The sequence below is a fragment of the Sphingobium sp. KCTC 72723 genome, assembly GCF_014280435.1.
Classification (GTDB): Bacteria; Pseudomonadota; Alphaproteobacteria; order Sphingomonadales; family Sphingomonadaceae; genus Sphingobium.
Genome location: NZ_CP060388.1, coordinates 1,270,643 through 1,296,252 on the forward strand (window position 1 = coordinate 1,270,643; position 25,610 = coordinate 1,296,252).

Here is a 25,610-nt window from a genome sequence, read left to right on the forward strand (position 1 = left end):
GGGCGCGATCAGTCCTCGACGGTTTCGGCGACGGCGTCGGTCTGCTTGCTACGCCATGCGTCCAGACGCCCGGCCAGCGCGCCATCGTTGATCGCCAATATGGATGCAGCGAGCAGCCCGGCATTGATCGCGCCGGGCTTGCCGATCGCCAGCGTGGCGACGGGAATACCGCCGGGCATCTGGACGATGGACAGCAGCGAATCCATGCCCTTCAATGCCTTCGATTCGACCGGCACGCCCAGCACGGGCAGCCGCGTCATCGACGCGCACATGCCCGGCAGATGGGCCGCCCCGCCTGCGCCCGCGATAATGACTTTCAGGCCGCGCCCGACCGCGCCGGTCGCATAATCATAGAGCCGCTGAGGCGTGCGGTGGGCCGACACCACTTTGCATTCATGGGCCACGCCCAATGCTTCGAGCGTTTCGGCGGCGTGGCGCATCGTGTCCCAGTCGGACCGCGACCCCATGATGATGCCAACCTCGATTGCCCCGCTCATGCCCAACGCTTCCCCTCATCGCGCGGTCACAACGACGCCGCCCGGAAAGCAAAGCCCCTTAGCGGCAGCGCCGTTAAGGGGCAATGATTCATAGCATTTGAGTGATCGCGGTTACCGTTCCGACAGATAATAGCGCTCGATCGCGCTCAGATCGTCGGCCAGTTCATAGACGATCGGCTGGCCGGTCGGGATTTCCAGTTCGGTGATTTCGTCGTCGGGAATGTTCGACAGATGCTTCACCAGCGCACGCAGCGAATTGCCATGGGCGGAAATCAGCACGCGCTTGCCCGCTTTCAGGTCAGGCGCGATGCGGCTTTCCCAATAGGGCAGCACGCGCGCGATCGTGTCTTTCAGGCTTTCGGTCGACGGGATGGCAATGCCGTCATAACGGCGGTCGGCCGACAGGTCGAATTCGCTGCCCGCTTCCAGCACCGGCGGCGGAATGTCGAAGCTGCGCCGCCACACCTTGACCTGCGCATCGCCATGCTTGGCCGCCGTCTCCGCCTTGTCCAGACCCGTCAGCCCGCCATAGTGGCGCTCGTTAAGGTGCCAGTCCTTTTCGACCGGCAACCACAGCCGCCCCATTTCCTCCAGCGCCAGATTGAGCGTCTTGATCGCCCGGCTCTGGACCGAAGTGTAGCATTGGTCGAAATCCAGCCCCTTGGCCTTCATCAATTGCCCGGCCGCGCGCGCTTCGCCCACGCCCTTTTCGGTCACGTCCACATCCCACCATCCGGTGAAGCGGTTTTCCAGATTCCATGTCGACTGGCCATGGCGGATAAGGACGAGAGTAGGCATAGGGCGCGTCTCCTGCACGATAGCGGCAAATGATGGCTGCATCCCATAACGACCAAAATCATGCGCGCAAGGTTGCAGCCGCCTGGGCATCCCCCACATTGCAGTCGGTCCCCCAATGCGATAGCCCGCATGGACAGCAGCGAAGGAACGCACATTGGCATTTGTGAAGGGCGCGTGGCGCATATTGGTCGCGATCAAGGACGGGCTGGTGCTGCTGTTCCTGCTCCTCTTCTTCGGCGCGCTCTACGCTGCCCTCTCCTTTTCGCCCAAGCCCGCCGCCAGCATCGCGTCGGGCGCGCTGCTGCTGGACCTGGATGGCAGCATCGTCGAACAACCGGCCGAGGTCGATACATTCTCCCTCCTGTCCGGCTCCGCCCCGCAGACGAAGGAATATCGGCTGTCCGACATCGTGACCGCGCTGGACGCGGCCAGGGACGACGCCAAGGTGAAGGCCGTAGTGCTGAACCTGGACGAGTTCATCGGCGGTGGTCAGGTGGCGATCGCACGGGTGGGCAAGTCGCTGGACGCGGTGCGCGCGGCAAAAAAGCCAGTGCTGGCCTATGCCACCCTCTATAATGACGACAGCTATCAGCTTGCCGCCCATGCCAGCGAAGCGTGGAGCGATCCGCTGGGCGGTGTCGCGATCATGGGCCGGGGCGGATCGAACCTTTATTATAAGGGGCTGATCGAAAAGCTGGGCGTCAACACCCATGTCTATCGCGTCGGCACCTACAAGAGCTTCGTCGAACCTTTCATACGCGCCGACCAGTCGCCCGAAGCGAAACAGGCCAATCAGGCGCTGGCCGACACGCTGTGGCAGAATTGGCAGGATGACGTCGCCAAGGCCCGGCCCAAGGCGAAGATTGCCGCCTATGCGCGCGATCCGGTAGCCGCCGCCCGTGCCGCCAGTGGTAATATGGCCAAAGCGGCGCTTGACGCGGGGCTGGTCGACAAACTCGGCGACCTGTCAGCATTCGGCGCGCGCGTCGCGCAGGTCGCGGGGGAAGCGTCAGGCGACAAGGCCGGGGACTTCGCGAAGATCGACTTTGCCGCCTATGTAAAGGCGCGTCGCCCCGCCAATGACGGGCAGATCGGCGTGCTGACCGTAGCAGGCGACATTGTCGATGGCGAAGCTGATCCCGGCACGGCGGCGGGCGACACGATTTCGGACCTGCTGCTGACCGCGCTGGATGAAAAGGATTTGAAGGCGCTGGTCGTGCGCGTCGATTCGCCCGGCGGATCCGTCATGGCGTCGGAAAAAATCCGCAGCGCCATTTTGAAGGCGAAGGCGGACGGCCTGCCGGTGGTCGTGTCCATGGGCAATGTCGCGGCCAGTGGCGGCTATTGGGTGTCGACCCCCGCCGACATGATCTTTGCCGAACCTGATACCATCACCGGGTCGATCGGCGTGTTCGGCATCATCCCCAGCTTCGAAGGCACGCTGGCCAAGATCGGCGTCACCACCGATGGCGTGCGCACCACGCCCCTGTCGGGTCAGCCCGATGTGGCAGGCGGCACCACGGCGGAGTTCGACCAGATCATGCAAATGGGGGTCGAGGATATTTATCGCCGCTTTGTCGGACTGGTCGCCACAGCCCGGCGCAAATCGCCACAGCAGATCGACGCCATCGCGCAGGGCCGCGTATGGGACGGCGGCAACGCACGCCAGATCGGTCTGGTCGACCGTTTCGGCGGGCTGGAGGACGCGATCGCCGAAGCCGCTCGCCGGGCGAAGATCGACCCGGCCACCGCTCGCCCCTATCGCATCGAAAAGACGCCCGACAAATGGGCCGAATGGATCGAAGCGATGGCGCAGCGCAATCAGGATGACGCAGGTGCGCCACGCGACATGCTGGCGCGGCAGGCATGGGTCCAGCGCGCCTGGGCGATGCAGGCGGTCGCGGACTTAAAAGCGCTGGTCATGGGTGGCGGCGTGCGCGCCGACTGCCTGGAATGTCGCGGCTATGGCGCGCCACGGGCGCAAGCTGCGCAGGACACGCAAGGATTGCTGGCGATGATGGCGCGCGCCTGGTCCTAACCGATCGGTGCCTCGATCGACACTGGCGGTTTGGAAAACCATTGCGGCCCATGCGCCGTCATGTGGAAGCAATCCTCCATCCGCACACCCATGACGCCGGGCAGATACAGGCCCGGCTCATTGGAAAAGCACATGCCAACGTCCAGCGCCGTGGTTTCGCCATGGACCAGATTGACTGGCTCATGCCCCTCCATGCCGATGCCATGGCCGGTGCGGTGCGACAGGCCGGGCAACGCATAGCCGGGGCCATAGCCGCGCTTTTCATAATGCGCCCGCACCGCATCATCCACCGACCCGGCGGCCACCCCCGGTCGCGCGGCGGCGAACGCGATTTTCTGCCCGTCCGCCACATCGTTCCAGACCCGCCGTTGCTGCGCGCTGGGGGTTGCGCCATGCACGAACGTGCGGCTGATGTCGGACTGATAATCCTCCACCGTGCAACCGCAATCCATCAGCACGACTTCGCCCGCGCGCACCGCCTGCGGCTTGCCCGACCCGTGGGGATAGGCTGCCGCTTCGCCCAGCAGGATCAGGTTGAATTCAGTCTTGCCACCCAGCGCGCTGGTCGCGGCAGTCATCAGCGCGCCAATGTCGCCGGGCGTCATCCCCGCCTTTATCTGGGGATAGGTCCAGCGATAGGCTGCCATCGTCACATCGGCCGCCGTCTGCATCAGCGCGATTTCCGCCGCGCTCTTGCGCATCCGCAGCGCGCGGGTCACGCTGTCGGGAACCAAAGTCGCCTGTGGCAGCGCGGCCTGGATGCCATCGACCGCGAAATAGCGTACCGTTTCCTCGATGCCGATTCGTCCCTTTGCCAGCCCCTTCTCGGTCAGGAAGGCGGCAATGACGGCATGGGGGCTTTCATGTTCCTGCCACACCCGAACCTCCGCCGCGATGCCCAGCGATTCGGCGATCGAGGGCCGCTCGAAAAAGGGGCAGACGATCAGCGGCATACCCCGCGCCGGGATCACCGCCGCCGTCAACCGCTCGCTGCGCCACCAGCGCACGCCGCTATAATAGACAAGGCTCGCCCCCGGCTCGATCAGCAGCGCGTCGATGCCCTGCGCCTGCATCATCGCCTGTGCGCGGACAAGGCGATTGGCCCGTTCACCCTTGCCGATCGGCACCACGCCGCCGGTGATGGAAGCAAGCGCTTCCCCCGCGCGCTCCTGCGCAAACAGGCGCGGACTGACCGCCCCAGCGGCCAGCCCGGCAGCCAGCCCAAGAACCGCGCGCCGGTCAGGCGTAAGCATAGGGACCACCGGCGATCAATGCGGCCTGATAGGCCGGGCGCGCGTGCATTTCCGCCAGCCAGCGGATGATGTTGGGGCGACTCTCATTCAACCCGCCCCGCGCCCGCGACGCTTCCAGCGGAAAGCTCATCATCATGTCTGCAGCGGTGAAAATATCGCCCGCGAAATAGCGCCGCCCGGCCAATTCCGTTTCCAGCCAGTCGAGATGATCGTTCAGCATCCGCTGCACCGTTGGCCGCGCGGGGCGCCCCAGCAGGCCCAGCTTACCGATGATCAACAACGCCAGCAGCGGCGGCATCATCGACCCTTCGGCATAATGGAGGAACTGGCGATACCGGATCGCACCGTCCATGTCCGCCGGCGACCCGAACCGCCCTCCGGCGCGCACGACCAGATAGTCCATGATCGCGCCCGTTTCGATCAGTCGATGTCCGTCCACTTCCACCACCGGCGACCGGCCCAGCGGATGCACCGCACGCAATTCGCGCGGCGCACGCATCGTCTTGGGATGGCGCTTGTAGGTGCGGACTTCATAGCCCTCGCCCAGTTCCTCCAGCAGCCACAATATCCTTTGCGACCGGCTGTTTTCCAGATGATGGACAGTGATGGTCATCGCGGTTCCGGCGCTCCGTTGCGGGCCTGTTGCAGCACTTCGGCAAAGGCCGCGACACCCGCGCCCGGCCCGCTGGCATGATTCCACACCGCGCTGCTGACCGCCAGGAAATCCGCACCAGCCGCCACCAGCGGCGCGGCATTATCCGCCGTAACCCCGCCGATCGCGACACAGGGCAATTCAAACAAGGTCGTCCACCACCCCAGGATCGAAGGATCGGGATGATGGAATATTTCCTTGGTGGTGGTCGGGAAAAACGCGCCGAACGCGACATAGTCGGCCCCAGCCTCTCCCGCTTCCATCGCCAGGTGGCGACTGTCATGGCAGGTGACGCCGATCTGCACCTTCGGACCCAATATCTTGCGTGCTTCCCGCGCATCGCCATCACCCTGCCCCAGATGCACGCCATCGGCACCCAGACGCTGCGCCAGCGCGACGCTGTCATTGATGATGAACGCGACTTCCCGTTCCGCGCATAGGATCTGAAGCGGCGCGGCCAGTGCGGCAATCGCGTCCTCGTCCAGCCCCTTCAATCGCAACTGGAACGCAGCCACATCGCCGCCATCCAGTGCAGCGGCGAGCATATCCACGAACCCCGCGTCGATCGCGGGAGGCGAAATCAGGTAAAGCTGGCAGGCGGGGCGAAAGCCCTGGGCAAACTGATCGGCAAAATGCGGATCGAGCGCGAGTTCTTCATCGGTAAAATCGGTCATGCCCCGCGCTTAACGCATCGCGGGGGACCGGGGAAGAGGTGCCGGGCGGACTTACCGCCCGCCCGGCCAGTATATCAGGCCGCGACCGGCGTTTTCGCCACCGATGCGCCGTGGATTTCGTCGATTGCTTCGCCCAGCGATGCGTTGAATTCATCGTCGCTCATCGGGTGGCGCAGGTCGTTGAGCAGCGCGCGGCTGAAGCTGGCGATGATGCCGCGATTCTTGGCCAGTTCCACGCACGCTTCGGGACGGGCAAAGCCACCCGACAGCGCGACGACGCGCAATACGCCTGGATGATCGACCAGCGGATCGAACAGACCCGCCTTGGTCGGCAGCGACAGCTTGAGCATCACCTGCACGCCCTGCGGCAGGGCATCGAGCGCCTTGACCAGTTCTTCCAGCAGGATCTGGTCGGCTTCAGCGCGTTCGGGCGACTTGATATTCACTTCGGGTTCGATGATCGGCATCAGACCGGCGGCAAGTACCTGATGGCCAATTTCGAACTGCTGCTTGACGACAGCGGCAATGCCTTCGCGGTTGGCCAGGTTGATGACCGACCGTTCCTTGGTGCCGAACACGCCCAGCGCCTTGGCACGGTGCAACAAGACGTCGAGGTCGGGGTTGGGCTTCATCACCTGAACGCCATTGACTTCGTCTTCCAGACCCTTGTCGATCTTGATGAAGGGAACGACGCCCTTTTCGATCAACGCCTGCGGGGTGGGCTTGCCATCGACCGTGCCGTCCATCGTGCGCTCGAACAGGATCGCGCCCAGCACCTTGTCGCCGGTGAATACAGGCGACGTGATGATGCGGCTGCGCATCGCGTGGATCAGGCCGAACATTTCCTCGTCACTGGTCCAGGCGCTTTCCTCCACGCCATAACCCTTCAAGGCCTTAGGGGTCGAACCGCCGCTCTGGTCCAGCGCGGCGATAAAGCCTTCGCCGTCGGCAATCTTCTGCTTCATGGTCTGATCCAGCATCTGCACATACTTTCTCTTGGTTCGCCACCTTGCCGGCGGCATTGATATGCCATGGCGCAGGCGCTCCATCGCCCGCCACGTCCCAAACGCTCCCCAACAGCGAACGCTTTCTCAGGCTGTTAGCCAGTCCCATGCCGCATCGCAAGAAACAACGCACCTGCAATATGGCCGTCGGCGTCCTGAAAAGGGCCGCTTATCATGGATGATCGGCTGGCAAAGGACAGGGGACGCTCCTCATCGAACGCCTCTCCGCCAGCCAACAAAAAAGGGCGCAGCCTTGCGGCTACGCCCCTTGTCCCTCACGAGGGGCCGTTCAGACGAACAGCGCCTTGACGCCCGGCAATTCCTTGCCTTCCATCCATTCCAGAAACGCGCCACCCGCCGTCGAAACGAAGGTGAAGTCGGCCGCTGCGCCTGCATGGTTGAGCGCTGCGACGGTATCGCCGCCACCCGCCACGGAAACGAGTTGCCCTTCCTTGGTCAGCGCCGCCGCCGTGCGCGCCAGCGCCACGGTCGCCGCGTCGAACGGCGCAATCTCGAACGCGCCCAGCGGACCGTTCCACACCAAGGTCCGGCAGTTTTTCAGCACGTCGCCCAGCGCTTCGACTGCGGCAGGGCCAACGTCCAATATCATTTCGTCGGCGGCCACTTCATGCACGTTGCAGGTGCGCAGGCTGGCCGGATTGGCGGCAAATTCCTTGGCCACCGCGACATCGTAAGGCAGGTGAATGGTGCAGCCTGCCGCTTCGGCCTTGTCGAAGATCGCTTCGGCGGTGTCTGCCAGATCCTTCTCGCACAGCGACTTGCCGACATCGACACCGCGTGCGTGCAGGAACGTGTTGGCCATACCACCGCCGATGATCAAGTGATCGACCTGCGTCACCAGATTGTTGAGAACGTCCAGCTTGGTCGAAACCTTTGCGCCGCCCACGACCGCCGCGACGGGCTTGACCGGGGTGCCGAGCGCAGCCTGCAACGCATCCAGTTCCCGTTCCATCGCCCGACCGGCAAAGGCGGGCAGCTTGTGCGCCAGCCCTTCGGTCGACGCATGGGCGCGGTGCGCGGCGGAAAAAGCGTCGTTCACATACAGGTCGGCAATCGCCGCCATCGCTTCCACCAGCGCGGGATCATTTTTTTCCTCGCCCGCGTGAAAGCGCGTATTTTCAAGGATCGCAATGTCGCCGGGACGCATCACTGCGATGCCATCGACGGCCGCCTCACCCTGACAGTCAGGGATGAACTGCACTTCGCGACCCAGCACCTGGGATAGCGGGCGCGTGATCTTCGACAGCGAAAATTCCGGGTTCTTCTGCCCCTTGGGGCGGCCGAAATGCGCCAGGATCAACACCTTGGCACCGCGATCGGCCAGTTCCAGCACCGTGGGCATCGCCGAACGCAAGCGGGTATCGTCACTGACCGAACCGTCCTGCATCGGTACGTTGAGGTCTTCGCGGACAAGCACGGCCTTGCCCGTGATGTCGCCCATATCGTCGAGCGTCTTGAACGGCTTGGTCATATATGTCTCCCCTGATCCTAACAGACGTCATCCCAGCGAAGGCTGGGATCTCTCTTCCCTTCCCGGCTGGAGGAAGAAAGCGAGATCCCAGCTTTCGCTGGGATGACGAGAAAGGGCAGACTTTCGCCTGCCCTTCAACCTTTGTGTTACAGGAACTTCGCCACTACGCCGGCGGTGTCGATCATGCGGTTCGAAAAACCCCATTCATTGTCGTACCAGCTCAGCACACGGACCAGCTTGCCATCGACCACGGCTGTTTCCAGGCTATCGACGGTCGAGCTGCGCGGATCGCCATTATAGTCGATCGACACCAGCGGCTCGTCGGAATAGCCCAGCACGCCCTTGAGCGGGCCAGCTTCCGAAGCCGCCTTGAGCAGGGCGTTGACTTCATCCTTGGTCGTTGGGCGGCTCGGAATGAACTTGAGGTCCACGACCGAGACATTGGGGGTCGGCACGCGGATCGACGAACCGTCCAGCTTGCCCTTCAATTCGGGCAGAACTTCGCCCACCGCGCGGGCAGCGCCGGTCGATGTCGGGATCTGCGAAAGGGCGGCGGCGCGGGCGCGGCGCATGTCGCTGTGCAACTGATCCAGCGTGTTCTGGTCGTTGGTATAGCTGTGGATCGTCGTCATGAAGCCGCTTTCGATGCCGATCGCATCGTTCAGCACCTTGGCGAGCGGAGCCAGGCAGTTGGTGGTGCAGCTGGCGTTCGAAATGACGATGTCGTCGGCGGTCAGCGCGTCATGGTTGACGCCGAACACGACGGTGCGGTCGACATTGGTGCCGGGCGCGGAGATGATGACGCGCTTGGCGCCAGCGGTCAGATGCGCGCTCGCCTTGTCCTTGGTGGTGAAGATGCCGGTGCATTCCAGCGCGATGTCCACGCCCTGCGCCGCGTGGGGCAGCTTGGCGGGATCACGCTCGGCGGTCACGGCGATGCGCGTGCCATCGACGACCAGGAAATCGCCATCGACGCTGACGTCGCCCTTCCAGTTGCCATGCACGGAGTCGCGCTTGAACAGCAGGGCGTTGGACTTGACGTCGCCCAGGTCGTTGATGCTGACCAGTTCCAGGTCATGGTCGGTGCGCGACAGGATGGCGCGCGCCACCAGGCGGCCGATACGTCCGAAACCGTTAATTGCTACCTTCGTTGCCACTGCACTAGCCTCCTTAAGGTGTTGTTTTAGATCAGTTGTTGAGCGCAGCCACAATCTGCGGCGCGATTTTCGCGGCGGTCAGGCCGAAATGGTCATACAGCGCTTCCGCCGGGGCCGACGCGCCGAAGCTGTCGATGCCAAAGCGCAGGCCCGCAATGCCGGTATGGCGTTCCCAGCCAAAGGTCGTCCCCGCCTCGATCGACACGCGCAGCACATGGTGCGGCAACAGGTCGTCCTTGTAGGATTTGGGCTGTGCCTCGAAATGCGCCCAGCTTGGCATCGACACCACGTCCGCGCCGATGCCCTGTGCTTCCAGCGCCTTGGCGGTATCGACCGCAATCTCGACTTCGGACCCCGTGGCGATCAGCACGACCTTGCGATCGGCCGTCGCGGCGCGCAGGCGATAGGCACCCTTGGCCGACAGATTTTCGCTCTTTTCAGTGCGGAGTTGCGGCAGGTTCTGGCGGGTGAGCGCCAGCACCGACGGGCCGGTCGCATCCTTCAGCGCCAGTTCCCAACATTCCGCCGTTTCGACGATGTCGGCCGGGCGATAGACGTCCAGGTTCGGAATCATCCGCATCGACATGACATGCTCGATCGGCTGATGGGTCGGCCCATCTTCGCCAAGGCCGATGCTGTCATGGGTCAGCACATGGATGACGCGCTGCTGCTGGAGCGCCGCCAGACGGATGCCGCCACGCATATAGTCGGAAAAGACCAGGAATGTGCCGCCATAGGGGATGACCCCGCCATGCAGCGCCATACCGTTCATCGCGCAGGCCATGCCGAATTCGCGGATGCCATAATAGACGTAACGACCCGAATAATCGTCCTTCGTCAGCGGCCCAGTCGACTTGGTCTTGGTATTGTTGGACCCGGTCAGATCGGCCGAACCACCCAGCGTTTCAGGCAGCAGGTCGTTGATCGCGCCCAGCGTCAGCTCGCTCGCCTTGCGCGTCGCAACCTTCTGCGGCGCAGCGATCAGGCTGTCGATATAGGTTTCCAGCGAGAAGTCGGCAGGCAGTTCGCCTGCCATGCGACGGATAAATTCAGCCGCATTGGCGTTGCCTGCAAGGCGCGCTTCCCACGCAGTGCGAACGTCAGCCCCCTTCGCGCCGATAGCCTTCCATGCCGCCGCAATATCGGCGGGAATGACGAACGGTTCGGCGGTCCAGCCCAGAAATTCGCGCGCGGCGGCGACTTCGGCTTCACCCAGCGCCGAACCATGCACGCCCGACGTGCCAGCCTTGTTGGGCGAGCCATAGCCGATCTTGGTGGCGCAGGCGACGAGCGAGGGGCGCGGATCGGCAACGGCTTCGGCCAGTGCGCGGCGCACATCGGCGACGTCATGGCCATCGCACGACACCACATGCCAGCCAGTCGCGACATAGCGCGCGCGCACATCTTCGCTGCTCGACAGGTCGACCGCGCCGTCGATAGTGATTTTGTTATCGTCCCACAGCACGATCAGGCGGCCAAGGTTCAGGTGACCGGCCAGGCCGATCGCCTCATGGTTGATGCCTTCCATCAGGCAGCCGTCACCGGCAATCACCCAGGTCCGGTGATCGACCAGATCGTCGCCGAACTGCGCGTTCAGATGCCGCTCGGCAATCGCCATGCCAACGGCGGTGGCCAGGCCCGAACCCAGCGGGCCAGTGGTCGCTTCCACGCCCGCCAGCTCGAAATTCTCAGGATGGCCAGCGCACGGGCTGTGCAACTGGCGGAAACTGGCAATATCCTCGATCGTGGGGCGCGCATAGCCGGTCAGGTGCAGCAGGCTGTAGATCAGCATCGACCCATGGCCCGCCGACAGGACGAAACGGTCGCGGTCGGCCCATTTGGGCTGGGTGGGATCGAATTTCAGATAATCGCCGAACAACACGGTCGCAACGTCCGCCATGCCCATCGGCATCCCCGGATGGCCGCTATTGGCGGCCTGCACCGCGTCCATGGAAAGCGCCCGGATGGCGTTGGCGAGCGACATATCGGAAACGGTCATTATGGGCGGGCGTCTTTCCTGAATTTGGTGCCGGAACAAGGCACCGAAACATGAAGCGGCAAGCCGCCCGCATCCAGAGCAGGCGAGTCGAAGTCGCGCTTCCTTTGTCGCGTCAATCCCGATGCGTCAACCGCATGTCATGGCCCCCGGCACGCAATCGACGCATTACGGGGCGTAAAGACTGCTTTTGCCCCGGTTGAAATCCCGCTATGCCCTGACAATGGCAAGCGAGCGCATGATGCGGGCGATCGGCACGTTGGAACGTGCGGTCAGTCGGCTCGAACAGGAAGCGGCCGATCTTGTGGCGGCCGCCGCCCACCCTTCCAACCATTCGGACATCGACGTCCCCGCCGCGCACGCTGCGTTGCGCTCGCTTGATGATCTGATTGCGGACCTGAAAGGGCAAACGCATGGCTGACATCACCCTGACCATCGCCAGCCGCCATTATGACCTGCGCTGCCGCGACGGCGAAGAAGCCCATATGGCCCATCTCGCCAGCCTGATCGAGGAAAAGGCCCGCGCCGCGCAACAGATGACGCCGGGCCTGACCGAAGTGCGCAGCCTGCTGTTTGCGGCGCTGTTTCTGGCCGATGAACTGAGCGACCTGCGGCGCGAGATGGCGGGCCGTCAGGAACGGCTGATGCTCGAAACGCAGGACGACAGCGCAGCGCAAGCGATAGAGGCGCTGGCGGCCCGCATAGAAAAGCTGCACGAGAGGCTTGCCGCCCGGACTGCGGACGCCTAGATTGGCATCGACGGGTTCTGCCTGGTACGAGCTTTAGCGAACATCCCTGAGGCGATAATCACATCCAAGGGGGCTGTCCCTGGGCGGGTTCCGGTCCGTTCTACATGGTCCCCACCTGACGTTGAGGCGTCAGAGGATATTCCAGCACACGGCCAAGGCGGTCCCGTCACCTTTCCGCTCAATGAAACACAAACACAGAGCATCGTGCTCCCGCGCAGGCGGGAGCCCAGTTCAAACCGCGGGACTGGACTCCCGCCTACGCGGGAGCACAATCGTGGATTTGGCAGGCGCTTCGTGAACAGCGATTTTTCCAACAAGACCAGCCTGCGCACCCTCGCACGCGATCGCCGCAGCGCCTTTGTCGCCACGCTCGACCCGCTGGCCCATCGGCTGGCGTTCAAGGTTCTCCCCTCCCCCCTCGCCCGGCGCATCGCCGACGCGCACATTGTGACGCTTTACATGGGGCTGGACGATGAAGCCCCCGCGCAACGGCTGGCCGCCTTCCTGATCACGCAGGGCAAGACCGTCGCCCTGCCCCGCGTGCTGGACCGGCTTGGGTCGATGGATTTCCTGCCCTGGACGCCCGACGCGCCGCTGATCCCCGGCCCGTTCCGCACCAGCCATCCAGAAACCGGCGACGGCCCCGTCGCGCCCGACGTCATCATTGCCCCGCTGGTCGGGTTCGACCGGGCGATGAACCGGCTGGGTCAGGGCGGCGGCTATTATGACCGCGCCTTCGCCCGCTTCCCCGACGCAGTGCGTATCGGCGTCGCCTGGTCGGTGCAGGAACTGGACGATGTGCCTGCCGACCCGTGGGACTTGCCGCTGCACATGGTCCTGACCGAAGTCGAACTGATCGAAGGAGAGCAGGCATGAGCATCGACCCGCGCCATTATCATCAACCCAGCTGGCGCAAGCCTGTGGGGATGCTGGCCATCATGGCGCTGATCGCGCTGTGGGCGGTCATGGTGGCCAGCCTGTCTGGCCTGATCGGCACCCTGCCGGTCTGGGCGCAAACGCCGGTCTATGTCGTGCTGGGCATTGTGTGGATCTGGGTGCTGCCGCTGCGGCGGCTGCTCGCCTGGATGGAAACCGGGCGTTGGCGCCGCGGATAAGCGGTGACAGGCGCGCCGTTCCGGGTTATTCCTGAAACGTTGAGCGACCGTAACGGATAATGCCCGTCTCAAATGGGCTACGGTCTGCCTGCGACGGGAGGCGAGCCATGTTCATGTGCGGGCCATCACCATTGTCACGGCGCGCCCATTGGGGTGCGGCCAAGCCCCTGTCGCTTCTTTTCCTGACTTTGCCGGGCGGTGCCACCCTGCACCGGCGATCATGCACGCCGGTGGCGCGGGCAATCTCTTACAGGAGGAAGCGATGGTTCCATTGAGCAAGCGACTCTTCGCCGAAACATTCGGCACATTCTGGCTGGTATTGGGCGGATGCGGCAGTGCGGTCCTGGCGGCGGGTTTTCCAGACGTGGGGATAGGCCTGCTGGGCGTTAGCCTGGCCTTTGGATTGACTGTCCTCACCATGGCCTATTCGGTCGGTCATATTTCGGGTTGCCATCTCAATCCGGCAGTGACCGTGGGGCTATGGGCTGGGGGACGCTTTCCCGTGCGCGACATCGCCCCCTATATCGTTGCGCAGCTTGTCGGCGCAGTGATCGCGGCGGCAGTGCTGCTCTATATTGCAAGCGGCCAGCCGGGATACGAACTGATGGGCAACGGGCTGGCGGTGAACGGCTATGACGCCCAATCGCCCGGCGGCTACTCCCTGTCAGCCGGACTGCTGATAGAGATGGTGCTGACCTTCGGCTTCCTGATGGTCATCCTGGGATCGACCGACAGCCGCGCGCCCGCAGGCTTCGCCCCGATCGCGATCGGGCTGGCACTGACGCTCATCCATCTGATCAGCATTCCGGTCACCAACACATCGGTCAATCCGGCACGCAGCACTGGCCCGGCGCTGCTGGTCGGTGGAGTAGCGTTTCAGCAATTATGGCTGTTCTGGCTGGCACCGATGATTGGCGCGCTGGTCGCAGGCGGCACTTATCGCTGGCTTGCCCAGGAACCGCTGGCCCCGGCCATCGTCGGGGATCATCTCTAGGAGTTCGGATTTCGGGCCGATGCCAATCGTGTCGGTCCGATATTTTGCGCGGTTTGCGCCACTTCCCCTATAAGAAGTGGCGCGAGTGACGGGGCTCGAACCCGCGACCTCCGGCGTGACAGGCCGGCACTCTAACCAACTGAGCTACACCCGCGCAGGGCGGCACCTGTTCGCAGTCCTTTTTGGGGACCACCAGACGATGCATGTCTGAATGAACCGATCCACTTCCCATACAGAAAGTGGCGCGAGTGACGGGGCTCGAACCCGCGACCTCCGGCGTGACAGGCCGGCACTCTAACCAACTGAGCTACACCCGCGTTCGGTGAGCGGTCCTCTATGGTCGCCCGCCGATACTGTCAACCGTCCGTAACATCTCTTTCGTCTTTCTCGTCACTTTCTTTGCGCGGATCGACCGTCAACGTGCCGCGCTCGAACAGAAAACCTGCGATGTCCGGCGTTCCCGCCGCCGCCACGACCGTCTGGACGATGATCAGCAACGGCACGCCCAGCAACGCCCCCGGCGTCCCCCAGACCCATCCCCAAAAGGCCAGCGACACCAGAATCAGCAGCGGGTTCATCGTCAACCGCCGTCCCAGCACGGTGGGCGTGATGACATTGGCCTCCACCAGATGAAACGCGACCTGAAGCGCGGCAGGCATCAGCGCGACCCACACATCGTCGAACACCATCAACCCGCCCAGCCCCAGCAGCACCGCCGCCAGCATCGGCCCGAAATAGGGAATGAAGTTCAGCAAAGCGACGATGCCGCCCCACATCAGCGGCGACGGCATCCCGATCAGCCACAGCGCCAGCGCGATCGCCAGCCCCAGGCATAGGTTGATGGTGGCAATGGTAATGACATAGGCCGACGTTGCATCGACGACATTCTGGATCACCCGCGCAACGGCCATCGCGCCGTCGAAACTGCCCCGGCTGTTTATCGTGCGACGGCGCAGCCGGGTCCACCCGGCCAGAAAGAAATAGATGATGAGCAGCGCGAACACCATCTGGATGATCGCCGACGGGGCCGATGTCGCCGCAAACTGAAGCAGCGACCGGGGCGTATCCACCGCCGCCGTCTGCGCCGCCGCAACCGGACCCGTCGCCAGCATTTGCACCGTTTCATCGACGAAGCGCTGGAGGTTGGCGTAAAAGTCGATCAGCGGGGCCAAGTTCGCCTGTATCTGTGGCAGCCGCCGAGGCAGGATCAGGAACCAGTCGGTCGCCGGCACGATAATCAGCACCAGTGCAGTGTTGGCCACCACCAGAAAGCCGATGACCGAAAGCAACGCCGCCAGTCCGGACGGCACTCGCCGCCGCTCCATCCATTCCAGCAACGGCACCAGCGCAACGGCGATCACCAGCGCAGCGGTCAGCGGCAGGAAAAACTCCGCCCCTGCCCGCAACGCGAAGGGCAGCGCCAGCGCCAGCCCGATCCCCGCCGTCAGTGCGATAGACGCCAGCAACCGGTCGCGCCTGCGGTTGATCTCATGCTGCTCACCCGGTTTCACGCCTGATCGAATCCCTGTGCTTATGCCCGTTTCATGATGTGCGCCGCGCGCAGGGGACCGTCAATTTGCAATGCAGTCGCGGACCGAAAGGAAAAACAGCGGCTTAACCAAATATTGGGCCATCGCCGCTACAACTGGCCGTGGGGACGCAAAACGTAACGGGGCTTTGGATGAAGGCAGCTTATATCGTGCTGGCGGGCATAGCGCCGCTGCACGGCGCAACGGCGCAACCTGCGCTGCGGCTCGACACCCAGATGTTCGTGGAGCGCGTCACGACCGACATCAACGGCCGCCCCCGCCGCCTGCTCGCCAGTGCGGATCGGGCCGCACCGGGCGACCAGTTGATCGTCATCGTCCACTGGCGCAATGAAAGCGACCGCCCCCTGCGTGATCCTGCCGTCACCCGCGCCCTGCCGCGCGGCGTGCAACCCAACGCGACCGACCCGGCGATACAGGTATCGGTCGATGGTGGCGCACATTGGGGCCGGATGGACCAGCTATGGCTGCCCACGCCCCTTGGCGGCACCCGCCGCGCCGTGCCGGCGGACGTCACGCACATCCGCTGGACCCTGCCCACCGCCGTCCCGCCGGGTAAGGGCGGACGGCTGACCTACCGCGCGACGATGCGCTGAACCGCGCGATTTAGTCCACGAACAGCAGCGCCGGATTTTCCAGCAACCGCCGCACAGCCTGCACATAGCTGGCCGCGTCCCAGCCATCGACAACGCGATGGTCGCAACTGATCGACAGGTTCATCAGCTTGGCGGCGACGATTTCCTTGCCGCGAAAGACCGGCCGCTCGATCACCCGGTTGGGGCCGATGATCGCCACTTCAGGCCGGTTGATGACCGGCGTGGTCGCAATCCCGCCCAGCGGACCCAGCGACGTGAGCGTCAGGGTGGAGCCGGACAATTCCTCCGACTTCGCCTTGCCCGTCCGCGCCGCATCGGCCAGCCGCCCGATCTCGCTCGCCAATTGCCAGACATTGCGGTCCTGCGCGTCGCGGATCACCGGCACCATCAGGCCAGCGTCCGTCTGCGTCGCCAGCCCCAGATGCACCGACCCATGGCGCGTCACCACGCCCGCTTCATCATCATACCGCGCATTAAGCATCGGGAAATCCGCCACCGCGCGGCAAATCGCCACGATCAGCAGCGGCAACATGGTCAGCTTGGGCCGGTCCCCGCGTCCACCGTTCAACTGCGCCCGCAACGCCTCCAGCGCGGTCACGTCGATTTCCTCGACATAGGAGAAATGCGGGATATGCCGTTTGGAAGCGGCCATATTCTCCGCGATCCGGCGCCGCATCCCGATGACCCTGACCTGCTCGTCGGGCCGCCGCGCCGCCCGTCCCGCCGGGCGATACCCCTGCCCCTGTCCATAGAGCAGATAGGCGTCGAGATCGGCATGACGCACATGATCGCCCGCCGATTTCACCAGCGCAAGGTCAATGCCCAGATCCTTCGCCCGCGCGCGAACGGCAGGGGAGGCAAGCACTTTCTCTCCCCCCCTCCCTGTTAGGGAAGGGTCGGGGGTGGGTGGAGGCGAAGCCGACACTTCCTCGTGGACGACGGCAGGCTCGCTGCGCTCGCTGCCCACCCCCGGCCCCTCCCCAACAGGGAGGGGAGATTCTGTTACCGCCGTCTCCGCCGCAATCGCCGCGTCCGAAGGCGCTGGCGCAATTGCCTCGCCACCCTCGACCTCGACCTCAATCTCCACCAGCATCGCGCCGATCGACACCTGATCGCCCGGCTCCCCGGCCAATCGCGTGACGACGCCCGCCACCGGGCTTTCCATCTCGACTGTCGCCTTGTCGGTCATCATGTCGGCGATCGGCTGATCCTCCTCGACCCGGTCGCCCACCTTGACGTGCCAGCCGACGATCTCGGCCTGCGCTATGCCCTCACCAATATCGGGCAACTTGAATGTGAAAAGCGCCATGACAGCTCAATCCTTCATGATCTTGTTGATGGCTTCGCGGATGCGGACGGGTCCGGGGAAATAGGCCCACTCCAGGCTATGCGGATAGGGCGTGTCGAACCCGGTCACGCGCTCGATCGGCGCTTCGAGATGATAGAAACAGCGTTCCTGCACCTGTGCCATCAACTCCGCGCCGAACCCGCTGGTGCGCGTGGCTTCATGGACGATCAGGCAACGCCCGGTCTTTTTCACCGACGCCTCGATCGCCTCTATGTCCAGCGGCACCAACGAACGCAGGTCCACGATGTCCGCGTCCAGCCCCATGGCCCTTACGGTATCCTCGACCACATGGACCATCGTGCCATAGCACAGGATCGTCAGCGCCTCCCCCGCCCGGACGGTTCGCGCCTTGCCCAGAGGGATGCGGTAATAGCCGGTCGGCACCTGCGCATCTGCATGACCTGCCCAGCTTTTGGCGGGCGTGTCATAATGGCCATCGAACGGCCCATTATAGATGCGCTTGGGTTCGAAGAAGATCGTCGGATCATTATCCTCGATCGCGGCGATCAGCAGCCCCTTGGCGTCATAGGGGGTAGACGGAATTACCGTCTTGATCCCCGAACAATGGGTGAAGATGCCTTCGGGCGATTGCGAATGCGTCTGCCCGCCGAAAATCCCCCCGCCAAAGGGCGATCGCACCGTCATCGGCGCAATGAACTCGCCCGCCGACCGATAACGCAGCCGCGCCGCTTCGCTGACCAACTGGTCGAGCGCGGGATAGATATAGTCGGCAAACTGGATTTCCGGCACCGGGCGCAGGCCATATGCGCCCATGCCCACCGCCACGCCGATGATCCCGCATTCGGTGATCGGCGTGTCGAACACCCGGTTCTTGCCATATTTTTCCTGCAAGCCCGCTGTGGCGCGAAAAACGCCGCCGAAAAAGCCGACATCCTCGCCCATCACGACCACATCGGGGTCGCGTTCCATCATCACGTCCATGGCGCTGTTGATCGCCTGGATCATGTTCATATGGGTGGTTTCAGTCATGGGAAACCTCCAATTCCGTCATCCCAGCGGAGGCTGGGATCTCTCTGGCTTCAGGCGCGACGTTGCAGAAAAGGGAGATCCCAGCCTCCGCTGGGATGACGGGCATTGTGCTGAAATCCATCACAGCCCCGCCGCCTTCCATTCGTCCAGCATCTGTTGCTGCTGTTCCTTCAGGTGCCACGGCATTTCCTCGAACACATCCTCGAACAGGCTCTCCATCGGATGATGCAGGCCGTGGCCAAGGATACCGTTCTTCTCCGCTTCCCGCGCGGCGTCGCGGACATGTTCGGCCAATTCCTTGTCCATCGCCGCGTGCCGTTCCTCGTCCCAGATGCCCAGCGCGATGCAATGCTGCTTCAACCGGGCGATCGGGTCGCCCAGCGGCCACAGGCTGCTTTCCTCGGCGGAACGATAGGCGGTCGGGTCGTCCGACGTGCTATGCCCCTCGACGCGATAGGTGAAATGCTCGATCAGCGTCGGCCCGGCATTGGCCCGCGCCCGGTCGGCGGCCCATCGCGTGGCGGCATAGACCGCCAGCACATCATTGCCATCGACCCGCAGCCCCGCAATGCCATAGCCGACCGCGCGCGCGGCGAACGTCGTCGCCTCACCGCCCGCAAAACCTGAAAAGCTGCTGATAGCCCATTGATTATTAACGACATTCAATATGACGGGCGCACGATAGACACTGGCAAAGGTGCAGGCATTGTGGAAGTCACCCTCCGCCGTCGATCCTTCGCCGCACCATGTCGCGGCGATCCGCGTGTCGCCCTTGGCCGCGCTTGCCATCGCCCATCCGACCGCTTGCGGATATTGCGTCGTCAGATTGCCGGAGATCGAGAAGAAGCCAGCCTCCCGCGCCGAATACATGATCGGCAACTGCCGCCCTTTCAGCCGGTCGCCCTTGTTGGAATAAATCTGGTTCATCATGTCGATGATGGGCCAGTCGCGCGCGATCAATATCCCCTGCTGGCGATAGCTGGGAAAGCACATGTCGTCGCGCGACAGGGCCAGCGCCGCGCCGATCGACACGGCTTCCTCGCCCGTGGACTTCATGTAGAAACTGGTCTTGCCCTGCCGCTGCGCGCGAAACATCCGCGCGTCGAACGCGCGGGTCAGCGCCATCGTGCGCAACATCCGCAACAGCGTTTCGGGCGGCAGCTTGGGGTTCCATTGTCCGCCTGCCACGCCATCGGCGTCCAGCACCCGCACCAGCCCATAGGCCAGATCGCGCATCGTGCCGGGCGCCGCCGCTTCGTCCGGTCGCGGGGCTGCATCGACGGCCGGAATGTCGAAATGGGTGAAGTCGGCGCTTTCGCCCGGCCGGGCTGGCGGTTCAGGAACATGCAGGCGCAGCGGGGGCAAATTGCGCCCTTCATGGCCTTGCACAGCGCCGTGATCGTCGGGATCGGTCATCCTGCCTCCTATGGTGCATTGCAATAATATTGCTTAATGCGGACATTAAATTACAACGTTATAAAAGGCAAGCCTCCCTTACCCAATTTTTCGTGACCCTATGTCCATCTCGCTGTCTGTTTCAGACCGCGACAGGCGCAGAAATGGCGGCTTGCGGCGTATAATCCACCACCTCGAAATCCTCGATGGCATAGTCGAAAATGGATGAAGGGGGGCTTTTGATCCGTAGTTTCGGCGCGCCCGACGGAATGCGACTCATCTGCTCCTCCACCAGCGCAGCGTGGTTCAGATAGAGGTGAACGTCGCCCCCCTGCCAAACGACTTCCCCCGGCTCCAGATCGCATTGTTGCGCCAGCATCCGGGTGATCAGCGACAGGCCGAAAATGTTGAAGGCAAAGCCCAGCCCCAGGTCGCAACTGCGCTGAAACAGCAGGCCGTTCAGCTTCCCGTCGGACACCTGGAACTGATAGGTCATATGACAGGGCGGCAGCGCCATCTGCGCCACTTCCGCCACGTTCCAGCCGGTAAACAGCAAGCGCCGCGACCCCGGCGTCGCCCGGATCGCTGTGACCAGATCGGCAATCTGGTTATGCCCCTTGTCCGCCCGCCGAAACAGGCCATCCCCGGCTGGTTCATAACGCGGCCAGTTCACCCATTGCGCGCCATAAACCGGGCCAAGATCGCCCCACTGCAACGCGAACGCCTCGTCCGCAATGATCCGCGCCTCGAACGCATCCCGGTCGATCGTCTCGCCCGTCGCCCGGCGATAGCTGTCGAGCGGCCAGTCGGTCCAGATATGCACCCCCTGCTCCACCAGCGCGCGAATATTGGTGTCCCCGGTCAGGAACCACAGCATCTCCCGCGCCGCAGCCTTCCAAAAGACGCGCTTGGTCGTCAGCAGCGGGATCGCATCGTCCGCCAGCGAAAAGCGCATCGTCGCCCCCAGCACCGACCGGGTACCAACCCCCGTCCGGTCGATCCGCTCGTCGCCCTTCGTCCAGATATGCCGCATCAGGTCCAGATATTGCTGTTCATAATGGGGTGCGGTCGAAGGGGGCGTATCGGTCAAGGCGGGCTTCCTGCGAAACAAGGACTCTGGCATTGCCTGCCTTTAGCCCAAGGACGCCACAGCCGCCAACGCCGCATATAACTGCCAGATCGGATCAATCTGCGCTGGCGATTCCGCGCCGCCGGGGCATCCTGCCGTCATGGCCCATGTCGATGCTCTGGACCTGCTGATCCTCGACCCCGTCTGGCGGCCCTGCCATCGCGTGCCGCTGGCCGGGGAATGGCGCACCATCCTGCGTCGCGTGCTGGACCATGACGGGCAATGGCTGGCCCTCTATCAACACCGCAGAACGGCCGCTGGTCCCTTCCCCGCCCCCGCCGACATCGCACTGACCCGATCGGTGGCCCGGCGACTGCGCGCGCTCGATATGCACCTGGCCGATCATATGATCCGGGCAGGCGAAAAACGGTTCAGCTTCCGCGCAGCAGGGCTTTTATGACGGCAGCAAAAAAAGCGTCCCTGCCCGCTTGCCAGCCTGAAAAGCCGTCTCTATAGGCTGCGACCTGCCTTACGGGGCCGCTCACAAGGCGGCACCGGCATCGGTCGGGGAATAGCTCAGCCTGGTAGAGCACTGTCTTCGGGAGGCAGGGGCCGGAGGTTCGAATCCTCTTTCCCCGACCACATGATTTTCGCGCCGTTCCGGTATTTCGCCACCCCATGCGGGGGGCGCGATACCGGCGCGCCTTTCCCTCAATCGGCCAGGTAGAAATCGCGCAGCGCCCGTGCGTCATGCAACGCATTGTGCGGCACCCGGCTGTTGGCCGCCGCGCTGAAACCCGCCGCATTGATGAGTTCGAGCCGCAGGCCGAAATCCACCCCCGCCATGCGCCCCGGCCCGGTGACCAGCAGCGCGCAAAAATGGGCCAGATCCTCCGGCCAGTCCGCTATGATTACGGGATCGGAATCCCCCTCCAGATAGGCAGCGACATGATCGGCCGCCTCCACCCGGTTGAGTTGCAGGTCGATGCCCGGCGGCACATGGCGCAGATAGGGAACGACATGCTGCGACACCCAGCCCTCGACTTCGTCCGGTAACGGCAGTGTGACGTAAAATTCCTGGTCGCCATGTTCGGGGACCAGCGCGACGCTGATCAGCGCGCCGCCAAAGCCGTTAAATTCAGTATCGAGAAAATAGCGCATGAACGAAATACTGCCTGCCGATCGGTATGTCTGGCCATCAACGGACGGCATCGCCTGGTGCCTGTAGCATTTGCGTGACGGAAGCCAAGCTGCCATGCGCTCCATCCACCGATACGCCACGCAAAGGACAGAATATGACGCCGCGCGAATATCTTGGTTCCGCCCCCATTCCGGGCGGGGACGAACTCAAGCTCTATCGCCGGGACAAGGATTTTATGATCGTGCTGGACCGCAACGAATTGATGAGCAGCCGGATGAGCGGATCGGAAAAGGCGCTGGCCGACATGACGATCGAACGGCTGGCAGGCCGCCGCGCGCCGCATTTGCTGATCGGCGGTTACGGCATGGGCTTTACCCTGCGTGCGGCGCTGGCGGCGTTGCCGGGGGACGCGCGTATTACGCTGGTCGAACTGGTCCCCGAAATCATCGCATGGGCGCGCGGCCCGATGGTCGATCTGGCAGCGGGTTGCCTGGACGATCCGCGTGTCGAACTGGTCATGGGTGACGTGGCAACCGCCATCGTCGATGGTCCGGGGCGTTATGACGCCATCCTGCTGGACGTGGACAATGGTCCCGATGGCCTGACCGTGGAGGCCAATGATCAGCTTTATTCCGGCAAAGGCCTTGGCATCGCCAAACATGCGCTGCGCCCCGGCGGCATATTGGCGGTATGGTCCGCCGGATCGGACGATGCATTCACCCGCCGCCTGCGCAATGCAGGCTTTGATGTGGACGAAGTCGCGGTCAAGGCGCGCGACAACGGCAAGGGGCCACGCCATGTCATCTGGTTCGCGCGGAAAAACTAGGCGCGATAGCGCGCGCCTATCCTATATGCCGCCTGCAACGACTGGCCAGCCGCCGCTTTCCAACGCAGCGGACAGGCTGGCCACGCAATTGTCGATCGCCGCCTGATCGGTCGAGCGAATCACGAAATTCGCGCCGGTCCGGCCTTCGCGGAAAAAAGGATAGCTGCCGATCTGGCACCCGTCATGCGCCCGTTCCGACCCGGCGAGCAGGTCGGCAATCTCGCTTTCGGCCACCCAGCATCCGATCGTCGCTGATAATAGCGGCAATCCGCCTTCCAACGTCCCGGTCAGGCTGTCGAGCATACCGGCCGTAATATGCGGCACGCCCGCCATGATGAAGATATTGCCATGACGGATGCCCGGCGCACCAGACATGCGATTTTCGATCAGGCTTGCCCCGGCAGGAACGCGCGCCATGCGCAACCGGGCTTCGGTCAATCCGCCGCGCGTTGCATAATAGCCCGCCAGCATCGTGCGCGCGCCGTCATGAATTTCCACCGAAACGCCCAGTGCCGCCGCGATCGCATCGACCGTGATGTCGTCATGAGTCGGGCCTATGCCGCCCGTCGTGAACAGATAATCGTTGCGCGCCCGCAGGATGTTGACCGACTCGACGATCGCGTGCCGGTCATCGGCCACCACCCGCACTTCGCGCAGGCGGATCCCCTGCACATTCAGCCATGTGGCGATCTGCGCAATGTTGCGGTCCTGGGTGCGACCGGACAGGATTTCATCGCCGATCACGATCAGCGCGGCGGTCCACAGACGGTTCGTATCGGCCATGGCAACGCCCATAGCCTGCGCGGCGCGCAATGCCTAGCCGCCCTCTCGCATTATGCGGCACATGCCCCTATAATCGGTCCATGACCGAATATATGACCATGACGGCCGATGCGCCCGTCTCCCGCTCCTCGGCGATTAAACTCTATGATGAGGCGGGTTTCGCCGGGATGCGCAAGGCCGGGCGACTGGCCGCCGAAATCCTCGACGCCCTTGTCCCCCATGTCGTGCCGGGGGTCAGCACCGGCGAACTGGACGACATCGTCCGGCGCATGACGCTGGATGGCGGCGGGGTGCCTGCAACGCTGGGCTATCGCGGTTACACGCACAGTTGCTGCACCTCGATCAACACCGTCATCTGCCATGGCATCCCCGGCGACTACCGGCTGAAAGACGGCGACATCGTCAATATCGACGTCACTCCGCTGGTCGATGGCTGGCATGGCGACACCAGCCGCATGTTCATCGCGGGCGATGCGCCGATCAAGGCGCGGCGACTGGTCGAAGTGACCTATGAATGCCTGATGCTGGGCATCGAGCAGGCAAAGCCGGGCAATCATCTGGGCGACATCGGCCATGTCATCCAGCGTCATGCCGAAAAGCACCGTTATGGCGTGGTACGCGACTTCTGTGGCCATGGCCTAGGCCAGGTGTTTCACGACAGCCCGGAAGTCGTCCATATCGGCCGCCCCGGCACTGGCCCGGAGCTGCACCCCGGCATGTTCTTCACCATCGAACCGATGATCAACATCGGTAAACCGGGCGTGAGGATGCTGGATGATGGCTGGACGGCGGTGACGCGCGACCGCACCCTGTCCGCCCAGTTCGAACACAGCATCGGCATCACCGAAACCGGCTGCGAAATCTTCACCAAAAGCCCTGCCGGACTGAATGCGCCGCCCTATCTGTGAGCGCGCCGGACAAGCTGCCCAAAAAACGGGCAGGAAGGCATGAAATTGCCCTGAATTCAGGCAATATGGACAAAGATTGCTGCATCGCCGAAAGCATGTTCTAGCGATTCGCGATTTGGCACGGTAATTGAAGAACAAGGGGAACGGCGCCAGCCTTTGGGGGGCATGACGATCGTTCCTTGAGGAGAGAGGGGTTCAGGTTTCGCCTGCATCCCTGCGTGCGTCATGGGTTGGGAATATGAGTGATGAAAAAGATCGAAGCGATCATTAAGCCGTTCAAGCTGGACGAGGTGAAGGAAGCGCTCCACGAAGTAGGCGTATCCGGCATCACCGTCACCGAAGCCAAGGGTTTCGGCCGCCAGAAGGGCCATACCGAACTTTATCGCGGCGCCGAATATGTCGTCGATTTCCTGCCCAAGGTGAAGCTGGAGGTCGTCGTGGACGACGCGCTGGCCGATCGTGTGGTCGAAGCGATCTGCGCCGCTGCGCAGACCGGGCGCATCGGCGACGGCAAGATCTTCATTTCCAATGTCGAGGGCGCTGTCCGCATCCGCACCGGCGAACGGGACAGCGACGCCATCTGATTTT

27 protein-coding genes and 3 tRNA genes are annotated in these 25,610 nt (G+C 63.5%); 12 read left to right on the forward strand and 18 right to left on the reverse strand.

Translation table 11 applies throughout. The annotated features are described in order from the left end of the window. Positions 1-8: 8 nt before the first annotated feature. Entirely contained in the window at positions 9-497 is a 489-nt protein-coding gene (gene purE / locus SPBM01_RS06280; protein ID WP_188064497.1) for a 5-(carboxyamino)imidazole ribonucleotide mutase, read from the reverse strand. 111 nt (positions 498-608) lie between these two features. After that, the gene (gene gpmA, locus SPBM01_RS06285) at positions 609-1,295 is read right to left on the reverse strand and encodes a 2,3-diphosphoglycerate-dependent phosphoglycerate mutase (RefSeq protein WP_188064498.1); all 687 of its coding nucleotides are present in this window, start codon (positions 1,293-1,295) and stop codon (positions 609-611) included. Positions 1,296-1,449: 154 nt separating this feature from the next. Here gpmA and sppA point away from each other — a divergent pair, with 154 nt between their 5' ends. Beyond that, positions 1,450-3,333: a signal peptide peptidase SppA gene (gene sppA, locus SPBM01_RS06290; RefSeq protein WP_188064499.1), complete on the forward strand. Its 1,884-nt coding sequence runs from the start codon at positions 1,450-1,452 to the stop codon at positions 3,331-3,333. On the opposite strand, the gene SPBM01_RS06295 is transcribed toward sppA, so the two are convergent. The 7 genes from SPBM01_RS06295 to tkt form a co-directional block, all read right to left on the reverse strand. Next, positions 3,330-4,586 carry a M24 family metallopeptidase gene (locus tag SPBM01_RS06295; protein ID WP_188064500.1) on the reverse strand — a complete coding sequence of 419 codons (1,257 nt, stop codon included), beginning with the start codon at positions 4,584-4,586 and terminating at the stop codon, positions 3,330-3,332. The two genes, sppA and SPBM01_RS06295, sit on opposite strands and share 4 nt — an antisense overlap. Continuing rightward, positions 4,573-5,199 (reverse strand): glutathione S-transferase family protein, encoded by a 627-nt coding sequence (locus SPBM01_RS06300; RefSeq protein ID WP_188064501.1) that lies wholly within the window; start codon positions 5,197-5,199, stop codon positions 4,573-4,575. The genes SPBM01_RS06295 and SPBM01_RS06300 overlap by 14 nt, the downstream gene beginning before the upstream one ends. Further along, a complete protein-coding gene (gene thiE, locus SPBM01_RS06305; RefSeq protein ID WP_188064502.1) occupies positions 5,196-5,912 on the reverse strand; it encodes a thiamine phosphate synthase in 717 nt (238 codons plus the stop codon). The genes SPBM01_RS06300 and thiE overlap by 4 nt, the downstream gene beginning before the upstream one ends. Before the next feature lie 74 nt (positions 5,913-5,986). Beyond that, positions 5,987-6,892, reverse strand: coding sequence for a fructose bisphosphate aldolase (locus SPBM01_RS06310; protein ID WP_188064503.1), 906 nt, complete (start codon positions 6,890-6,892; stop codon positions 5,987-5,989). A 313-nt stretch (positions 6,893-7,205) separates the two neighbouring features. Beyond that, a complete protein-coding gene (locus SPBM01_RS06315) occupies positions 7,206-8,408 on the reverse strand; it encodes a phosphoglycerate kinase (protein WP_188064504.1) in 1,203 nt (400 codons plus the stop codon). Positions 8,409-8,554: 146 nt separating this feature from the next. Further along, the gene (gene gap / locus SPBM01_RS06320) at positions 8,555-9,565 is read right to left on the reverse strand and encodes a type I glyceraldehyde-3-phosphate dehydrogenase (protein WP_188064505.1); all 1,011 of its coding nucleotides are present in this window, start codon (positions 9,563-9,565) and stop codon (positions 8,555-8,557) included. Positions 9,566-9,596: 31 nt separating this feature from the next. Beyond that, complete coding sequence (tkt, locus tag SPBM01_RS06325; protein WP_188064506.1) at positions 9,597-11,564, reverse strand: transketolase; 1,968 nt, start codon at positions 11,562-11,564, stop codon at positions 9,597-9,599. Positions 11,565-11,784: 220 nt separating this feature from the next. Between tkt and SPBM01_RS06330 the strand changes: the two genes are divergently transcribed. From SPBM01_RS06330 to aqpZ, 5 genes are all read left to right on the forward strand, one after another. Then, complete coding sequence (locus SPBM01_RS06330) at positions 11,785-11,982, forward strand: hypothetical protein (protein WP_262504344.1); 198 nt, start codon at positions 11,785-11,787, stop codon at positions 11,980-11,982. Continuing rightward, complete coding sequence (locus tag SPBM01_RS06335; RefSeq protein ID WP_188064507.1) at positions 11,975-12,310, forward strand: cell division protein ZapA; 336 nt, start codon at positions 11,975-11,977, stop codon at positions 12,308-12,310. The genes SPBM01_RS06330 and SPBM01_RS06335 overlap by 8 nt, the downstream gene beginning before the upstream one ends. A 294-nt stretch (positions 12,311-12,604) precedes the next feature. After that, a complete protein-coding gene (locus tag SPBM01_RS06340) occupies positions 12,605-13,186 on the forward strand; it encodes a 5-formyltetrahydrofolate cyclo-ligase (RefSeq protein ID WP_188064508.1) in 582 nt (193 codons plus the stop codon). Further along, the gene (locus tag SPBM01_RS06345; protein WP_188064509.1) at positions 13,183-13,425 is read left to right on the forward strand and encodes a DUF2842 domain-containing protein; all 243 of its coding nucleotides are present in this window, start codon (positions 13,183-13,185) and stop codon (positions 13,423-13,425) included. The genes SPBM01_RS06340 and SPBM01_RS06345 overlap by 4 nt, the downstream gene beginning before the upstream one ends. Positions 13,426-13,687: 262 nt before the next feature. Next, positions 13,688-14,419 carry an aquaporin Z gene (gene aqpZ, locus SPBM01_RS06350; RefSeq protein WP_188064510.1) on the forward strand — a complete coding sequence of 244 codons (732 nt, stop codon included), beginning with the start codon at positions 13,688-13,690 and terminating at the stop codon, positions 14,417-14,419. Between the two features lie 77 nt (positions 14,420-14,496). On the opposite strand, the gene SPBM01_RS06355 is transcribed toward aqpZ, so the two are convergent. From SPBM01_RS06355 to SPBM01_RS06365, 3 genes are all read right to left on the reverse strand, one after another. After that, positions 14,497-14,573, reverse strand: a tRNA-Asp gene (locus SPBM01_RS06355). An 86-nt stretch (positions 14,574-14,659) separates the two neighbouring features. Continuing rightward, positions 14,660-14,736, reverse strand: a tRNA-Asp gene (locus SPBM01_RS06360). Positions 14,737-14,775: 39 nt separating this feature from the next. Further along, entirely contained in the window at positions 14,776-15,930 is a 1,155-nt protein-coding gene (locus SPBM01_RS06365; RefSeq protein ID WP_188064511.1) for an AI-2E family transporter, read from the reverse strand. Between the two features lie 170 nt (positions 15,931-16,100). On the opposite strand from SPBM01_RS06365, the gene SPBM01_RS06370 reads away from it, so the two are divergent. Then, the gene (locus SPBM01_RS06370) at positions 16,101-16,562 is read left to right on the forward strand and encodes a hypothetical protein (protein ID WP_188064512.1); all 462 of its coding nucleotides are present in this window, start codon (positions 16,101-16,103) and stop codon (positions 16,560-16,562) included. Between the two features lie 10 nt (positions 16,563-16,572). Here the strand turns inward: SPBM01_RS06370 and SPBM01_RS06375 are convergent, their stop codons facing one another. The 4 genes from SPBM01_RS06375 to thyA all read right to left on the reverse strand — a co-directional run bounded on the left by SPBM01_RS06375 (position 16,573) and on the right by thyA (position 21,418). Continuing rightward, a complete protein-coding gene (locus SPBM01_RS06375; protein WP_188064513.1) occupies positions 16,573-17,871 on the reverse strand; it encodes a dihydrolipoamide acetyltransferase family protein in 1,299 nt (432 codons plus the stop codon). A 6-nt stretch (positions 17,872-17,877) separates the two neighbouring features. Further along, a complete protein-coding gene (locus SPBM01_RS06380) occupies positions 17,878-18,882 on the reverse strand; it encodes an alpha-ketoacid dehydrogenase subunit beta (protein ID WP_188065585.1) in 1,005 nt (334 codons plus the stop codon). A 138-nt stretch (positions 18,883-19,020) separates the two neighbouring features. Continuing rightward, positions 19,021-20,316 (reverse strand): 3-methyl-2-oxobutanoate dehydrogenase (2-methylpropanoyl-transferring) subunit alpha, encoded by a 1,296-nt coding sequence (locus tag SPBM01_RS06385; RefSeq protein WP_188064514.1) that lies wholly within the window; start codon positions 20,314-20,316, stop codon positions 19,021-19,023. Between the two features lie 121 nt (positions 20,317-20,437). Further along, the gene (gene thyA / locus SPBM01_RS06390) at positions 20,438-21,418 is read right to left on the reverse strand and encodes a thymidylate synthase (RefSeq protein WP_188064515.1); all 981 of its coding nucleotides are present in this window, start codon (positions 21,416-21,418) and stop codon (positions 20,438-20,440) included. 106 nt (positions 21,419-21,524) lie between these two features. Here thyA and SPBM01_RS06395 point away from each other — a divergent pair, with 106 nt between their 5' ends. Next, positions 21,525-21,824, forward strand: coding sequence for a JAB domain-containing protein (locus SPBM01_RS06395; RefSeq protein WP_188064516.1), 300 nt, complete (start codon positions 21,525-21,527; stop codon positions 21,822-21,824). Between the two features lie 105 nt (positions 21,825-21,929). Continuing rightward, positions 21,930-22,006 (forward strand) — tRNA-Pro (locus SPBM01_RS06400). Between the two features lie 69 nt (positions 22,007-22,075). On the opposite strand, the gene SPBM01_RS06405 is transcribed toward SPBM01_RS06400, so the two are convergent. Next, entirely contained in the window at positions 22,076-22,525 is a 450-nt protein-coding gene (locus SPBM01_RS06405) for a hypothetical protein (protein ID WP_188064517.1), read from the reverse strand. A gap of 134 nt (positions 22,526-22,659) precedes the next feature. Here SPBM01_RS06405 and SPBM01_RS06410 point away from each other — a divergent pair, with 134 nt between their 5' ends. Continuing rightward, a complete protein-coding gene (locus SPBM01_RS06410) occupies positions 22,660-23,331 on the forward strand; it encodes a spermidine synthase (protein ID WP_188064518.1) in 672 nt (223 codons plus the stop codon). Positions 23,332-23,352: 21 nt separating this feature from the next. Here the strand turns inward: SPBM01_RS06410 and SPBM01_RS06415 are convergent, their stop codons facing one another. Then, on the reverse strand, positions 23,353-24,114 hold the full coding sequence (locus tag SPBM01_RS06415) for a competence/damage-inducible protein A (protein WP_188064519.1): 762 nt from the start codon (positions 24,112-24,114) through the stop codon (positions 23,353-23,355). A gap of 80 nt (positions 24,115-24,194) precedes the next feature. On the opposite strand from SPBM01_RS06415, the gene map reads away from it, so the two are divergent. Then, entirely contained in the window at positions 24,195-25,022 is an 828-nt protein-coding gene (map, locus tag SPBM01_RS06420; protein WP_188064520.1) for a type I methionyl aminopeptidase, read from the forward strand. A gap of 245 nt (positions 25,023-25,267) precedes the next feature. After that, positions 25,268-25,606: a P-II family nitrogen regulator gene (locus SPBM01_RS06425; protein WP_043151458.1), complete on the forward strand. Its 339-nt coding sequence runs from the start codon at positions 25,268-25,270 to the stop codon at positions 25,604-25,606. Positions 25,607-25,610 lie beyond the last annotated feature (4 nt).

Bases quoted from the DNA above. Each gene is read 5' to 3' on its own strand.
- tkt (WP_188064506.1), bottom strand. From the start codon at position 11,564: ATGACCGTTTCCGATATGTCGCTCGCCAACGCCATCCGGGCGCTTTCC.
- aqpZ (WP_188064510.1), top strand. From the start codon at position 13,688: ATGGTTCCATTGAGCAAGCGACTCTTCGCCGAAACATTCGGCACATTC.
- SPBM01_RS06425 (WP_043151458.1), top strand. From the start codon at position 25,268: ATGAAAAAGATCGAAGCGATCATTAAGCCGTTCAAGCTGGACGAGGTG.
- SPBM01_RS06310 (WP_188064503.1), bottom strand. From the start codon at position 6,892: ATGCTGGATCAGACCATGAAGCAGAAGATTGCCGACGGCGAAGGCTTT.
- thiE (WP_188064502.1), bottom strand. From the start codon at position 5,912: ATGACCGATTTTACCGATGAAGAACTCGCGCTCGATCCGCATTTTGCC.
- SPBM01_RS06405 (WP_188064517.1), bottom strand. From the start codon at position 22,525: ATGCGCTATTTTCTCGATACTGAATTTAACGGCTTTGGCGGCGCGCTG.
- SPBM01_RS06345 (WP_188064509.1), top strand. From the start codon at position 13,183: ATGAGCATCGACCCGCGCCATTATCATCAACCCAGCTGGCGCAAGCCT.
- SPBM01_RS06415 (WP_188064519.1), bottom strand. From the start codon at position 24,114: ATGGCCGATACGAACCGTCTGTGGACCGCCGCGCTGATCGTGATCGGC.
- SPBM01_RS06295 (WP_188064500.1), bottom strand. From the start codon at position 4,586: ATGCTTACGCCTGACCGGCGCGCGGTTCTTGGGCTGGCTGCCGGGCTG.
- gpmA (WP_188064498.1), bottom strand. From the start codon at position 1,295: ATGCCTACTCTCGTCCTTATCCGCCATGGCCAGTCGACATGGAATCTG.
- SPBM01_RS06370 (WP_188064512.1), top strand. From the start codon at position 16,101: ATGAAGGCAGCTTATATCGTGCTGGCGGGCATAGCGCCGCTGCACGGC.
- SPBM01_RS06330 (WP_262504344.1), top strand. From the start codon at position 11,785: ATGGCAAGCGAGCGCATGATGCGGGCGATCGGCACGTTGGAACGTGCG.
- SPBM01_RS06315 (WP_188064504.1), bottom strand. From the start codon at position 8,408: ATGACCAAGCCGTTCAAGACGCTCGACGATATGGGCGACATCACGGGC.
- purE (WP_188064497.1), bottom strand. From the start codon at position 497: ATGAGCGGGGCAATCGAGGTTGGCATCATCATGGGGTCGCGGTCCGAC.
- SPBM01_RS06375 (WP_188064513.1), bottom strand. From the start codon at position 17,871: ATGGCGCTTTTCACATTCAAGTTGCCCGATATTGGTGAGGGCATAGCG.
- SPBM01_RS06380 (WP_188065585.1), bottom strand. From the start codon at position 18,882: ATGAACATGATCCAGGCGATCAACAGCGCCATGGACGTGATGATGGAA.
- SPBM01_RS06395 (WP_188064516.1), top strand. From the start codon at position 21,525: ATGGCCCATGTCGATGCTCTGGACCTGCTGATCCTCGACCCCGTCTGG.
- SPBM01_RS06410 (WP_188064518.1), top strand. From the start codon at position 22,660: ATGACGCCGCGCGAATATCTTGGTTCCGCCCCCATTCCGGGCGGGGAC.
- SPBM01_RS06385 (WP_188064514.1), bottom strand. From the start codon at position 20,316: ATGACCGATCCCGACGATCACGGCGCTGTGCAAGGCCATGAAGGGCGC.
- thyA (WP_188064515.1), bottom strand. From the start codon at position 21,418: ATGCCAGAGTCCTTGTTTCGCAGGAAGCCCGCCTTGACCGATACGCCC.
- SPBM01_RS06335 (WP_188064507.1), top strand. From the start codon at position 11,975: ATGGCTGACATCACCCTGACCATCGCCAGCCGCCATTATGACCTGCGC.
- map (WP_188064520.1), top strand. From the start codon at position 24,195: ATGACCGAATATATGACCATGACGGCCGATGCGCCCGTCTCCCGCTCC.
- SPBM01_RS06300 (WP_188064501.1), bottom strand. From the start codon at position 5,199: ATGACCATCACTGTCCATCATCTGGAAAACAGCCGGTCGCAAAGGATA.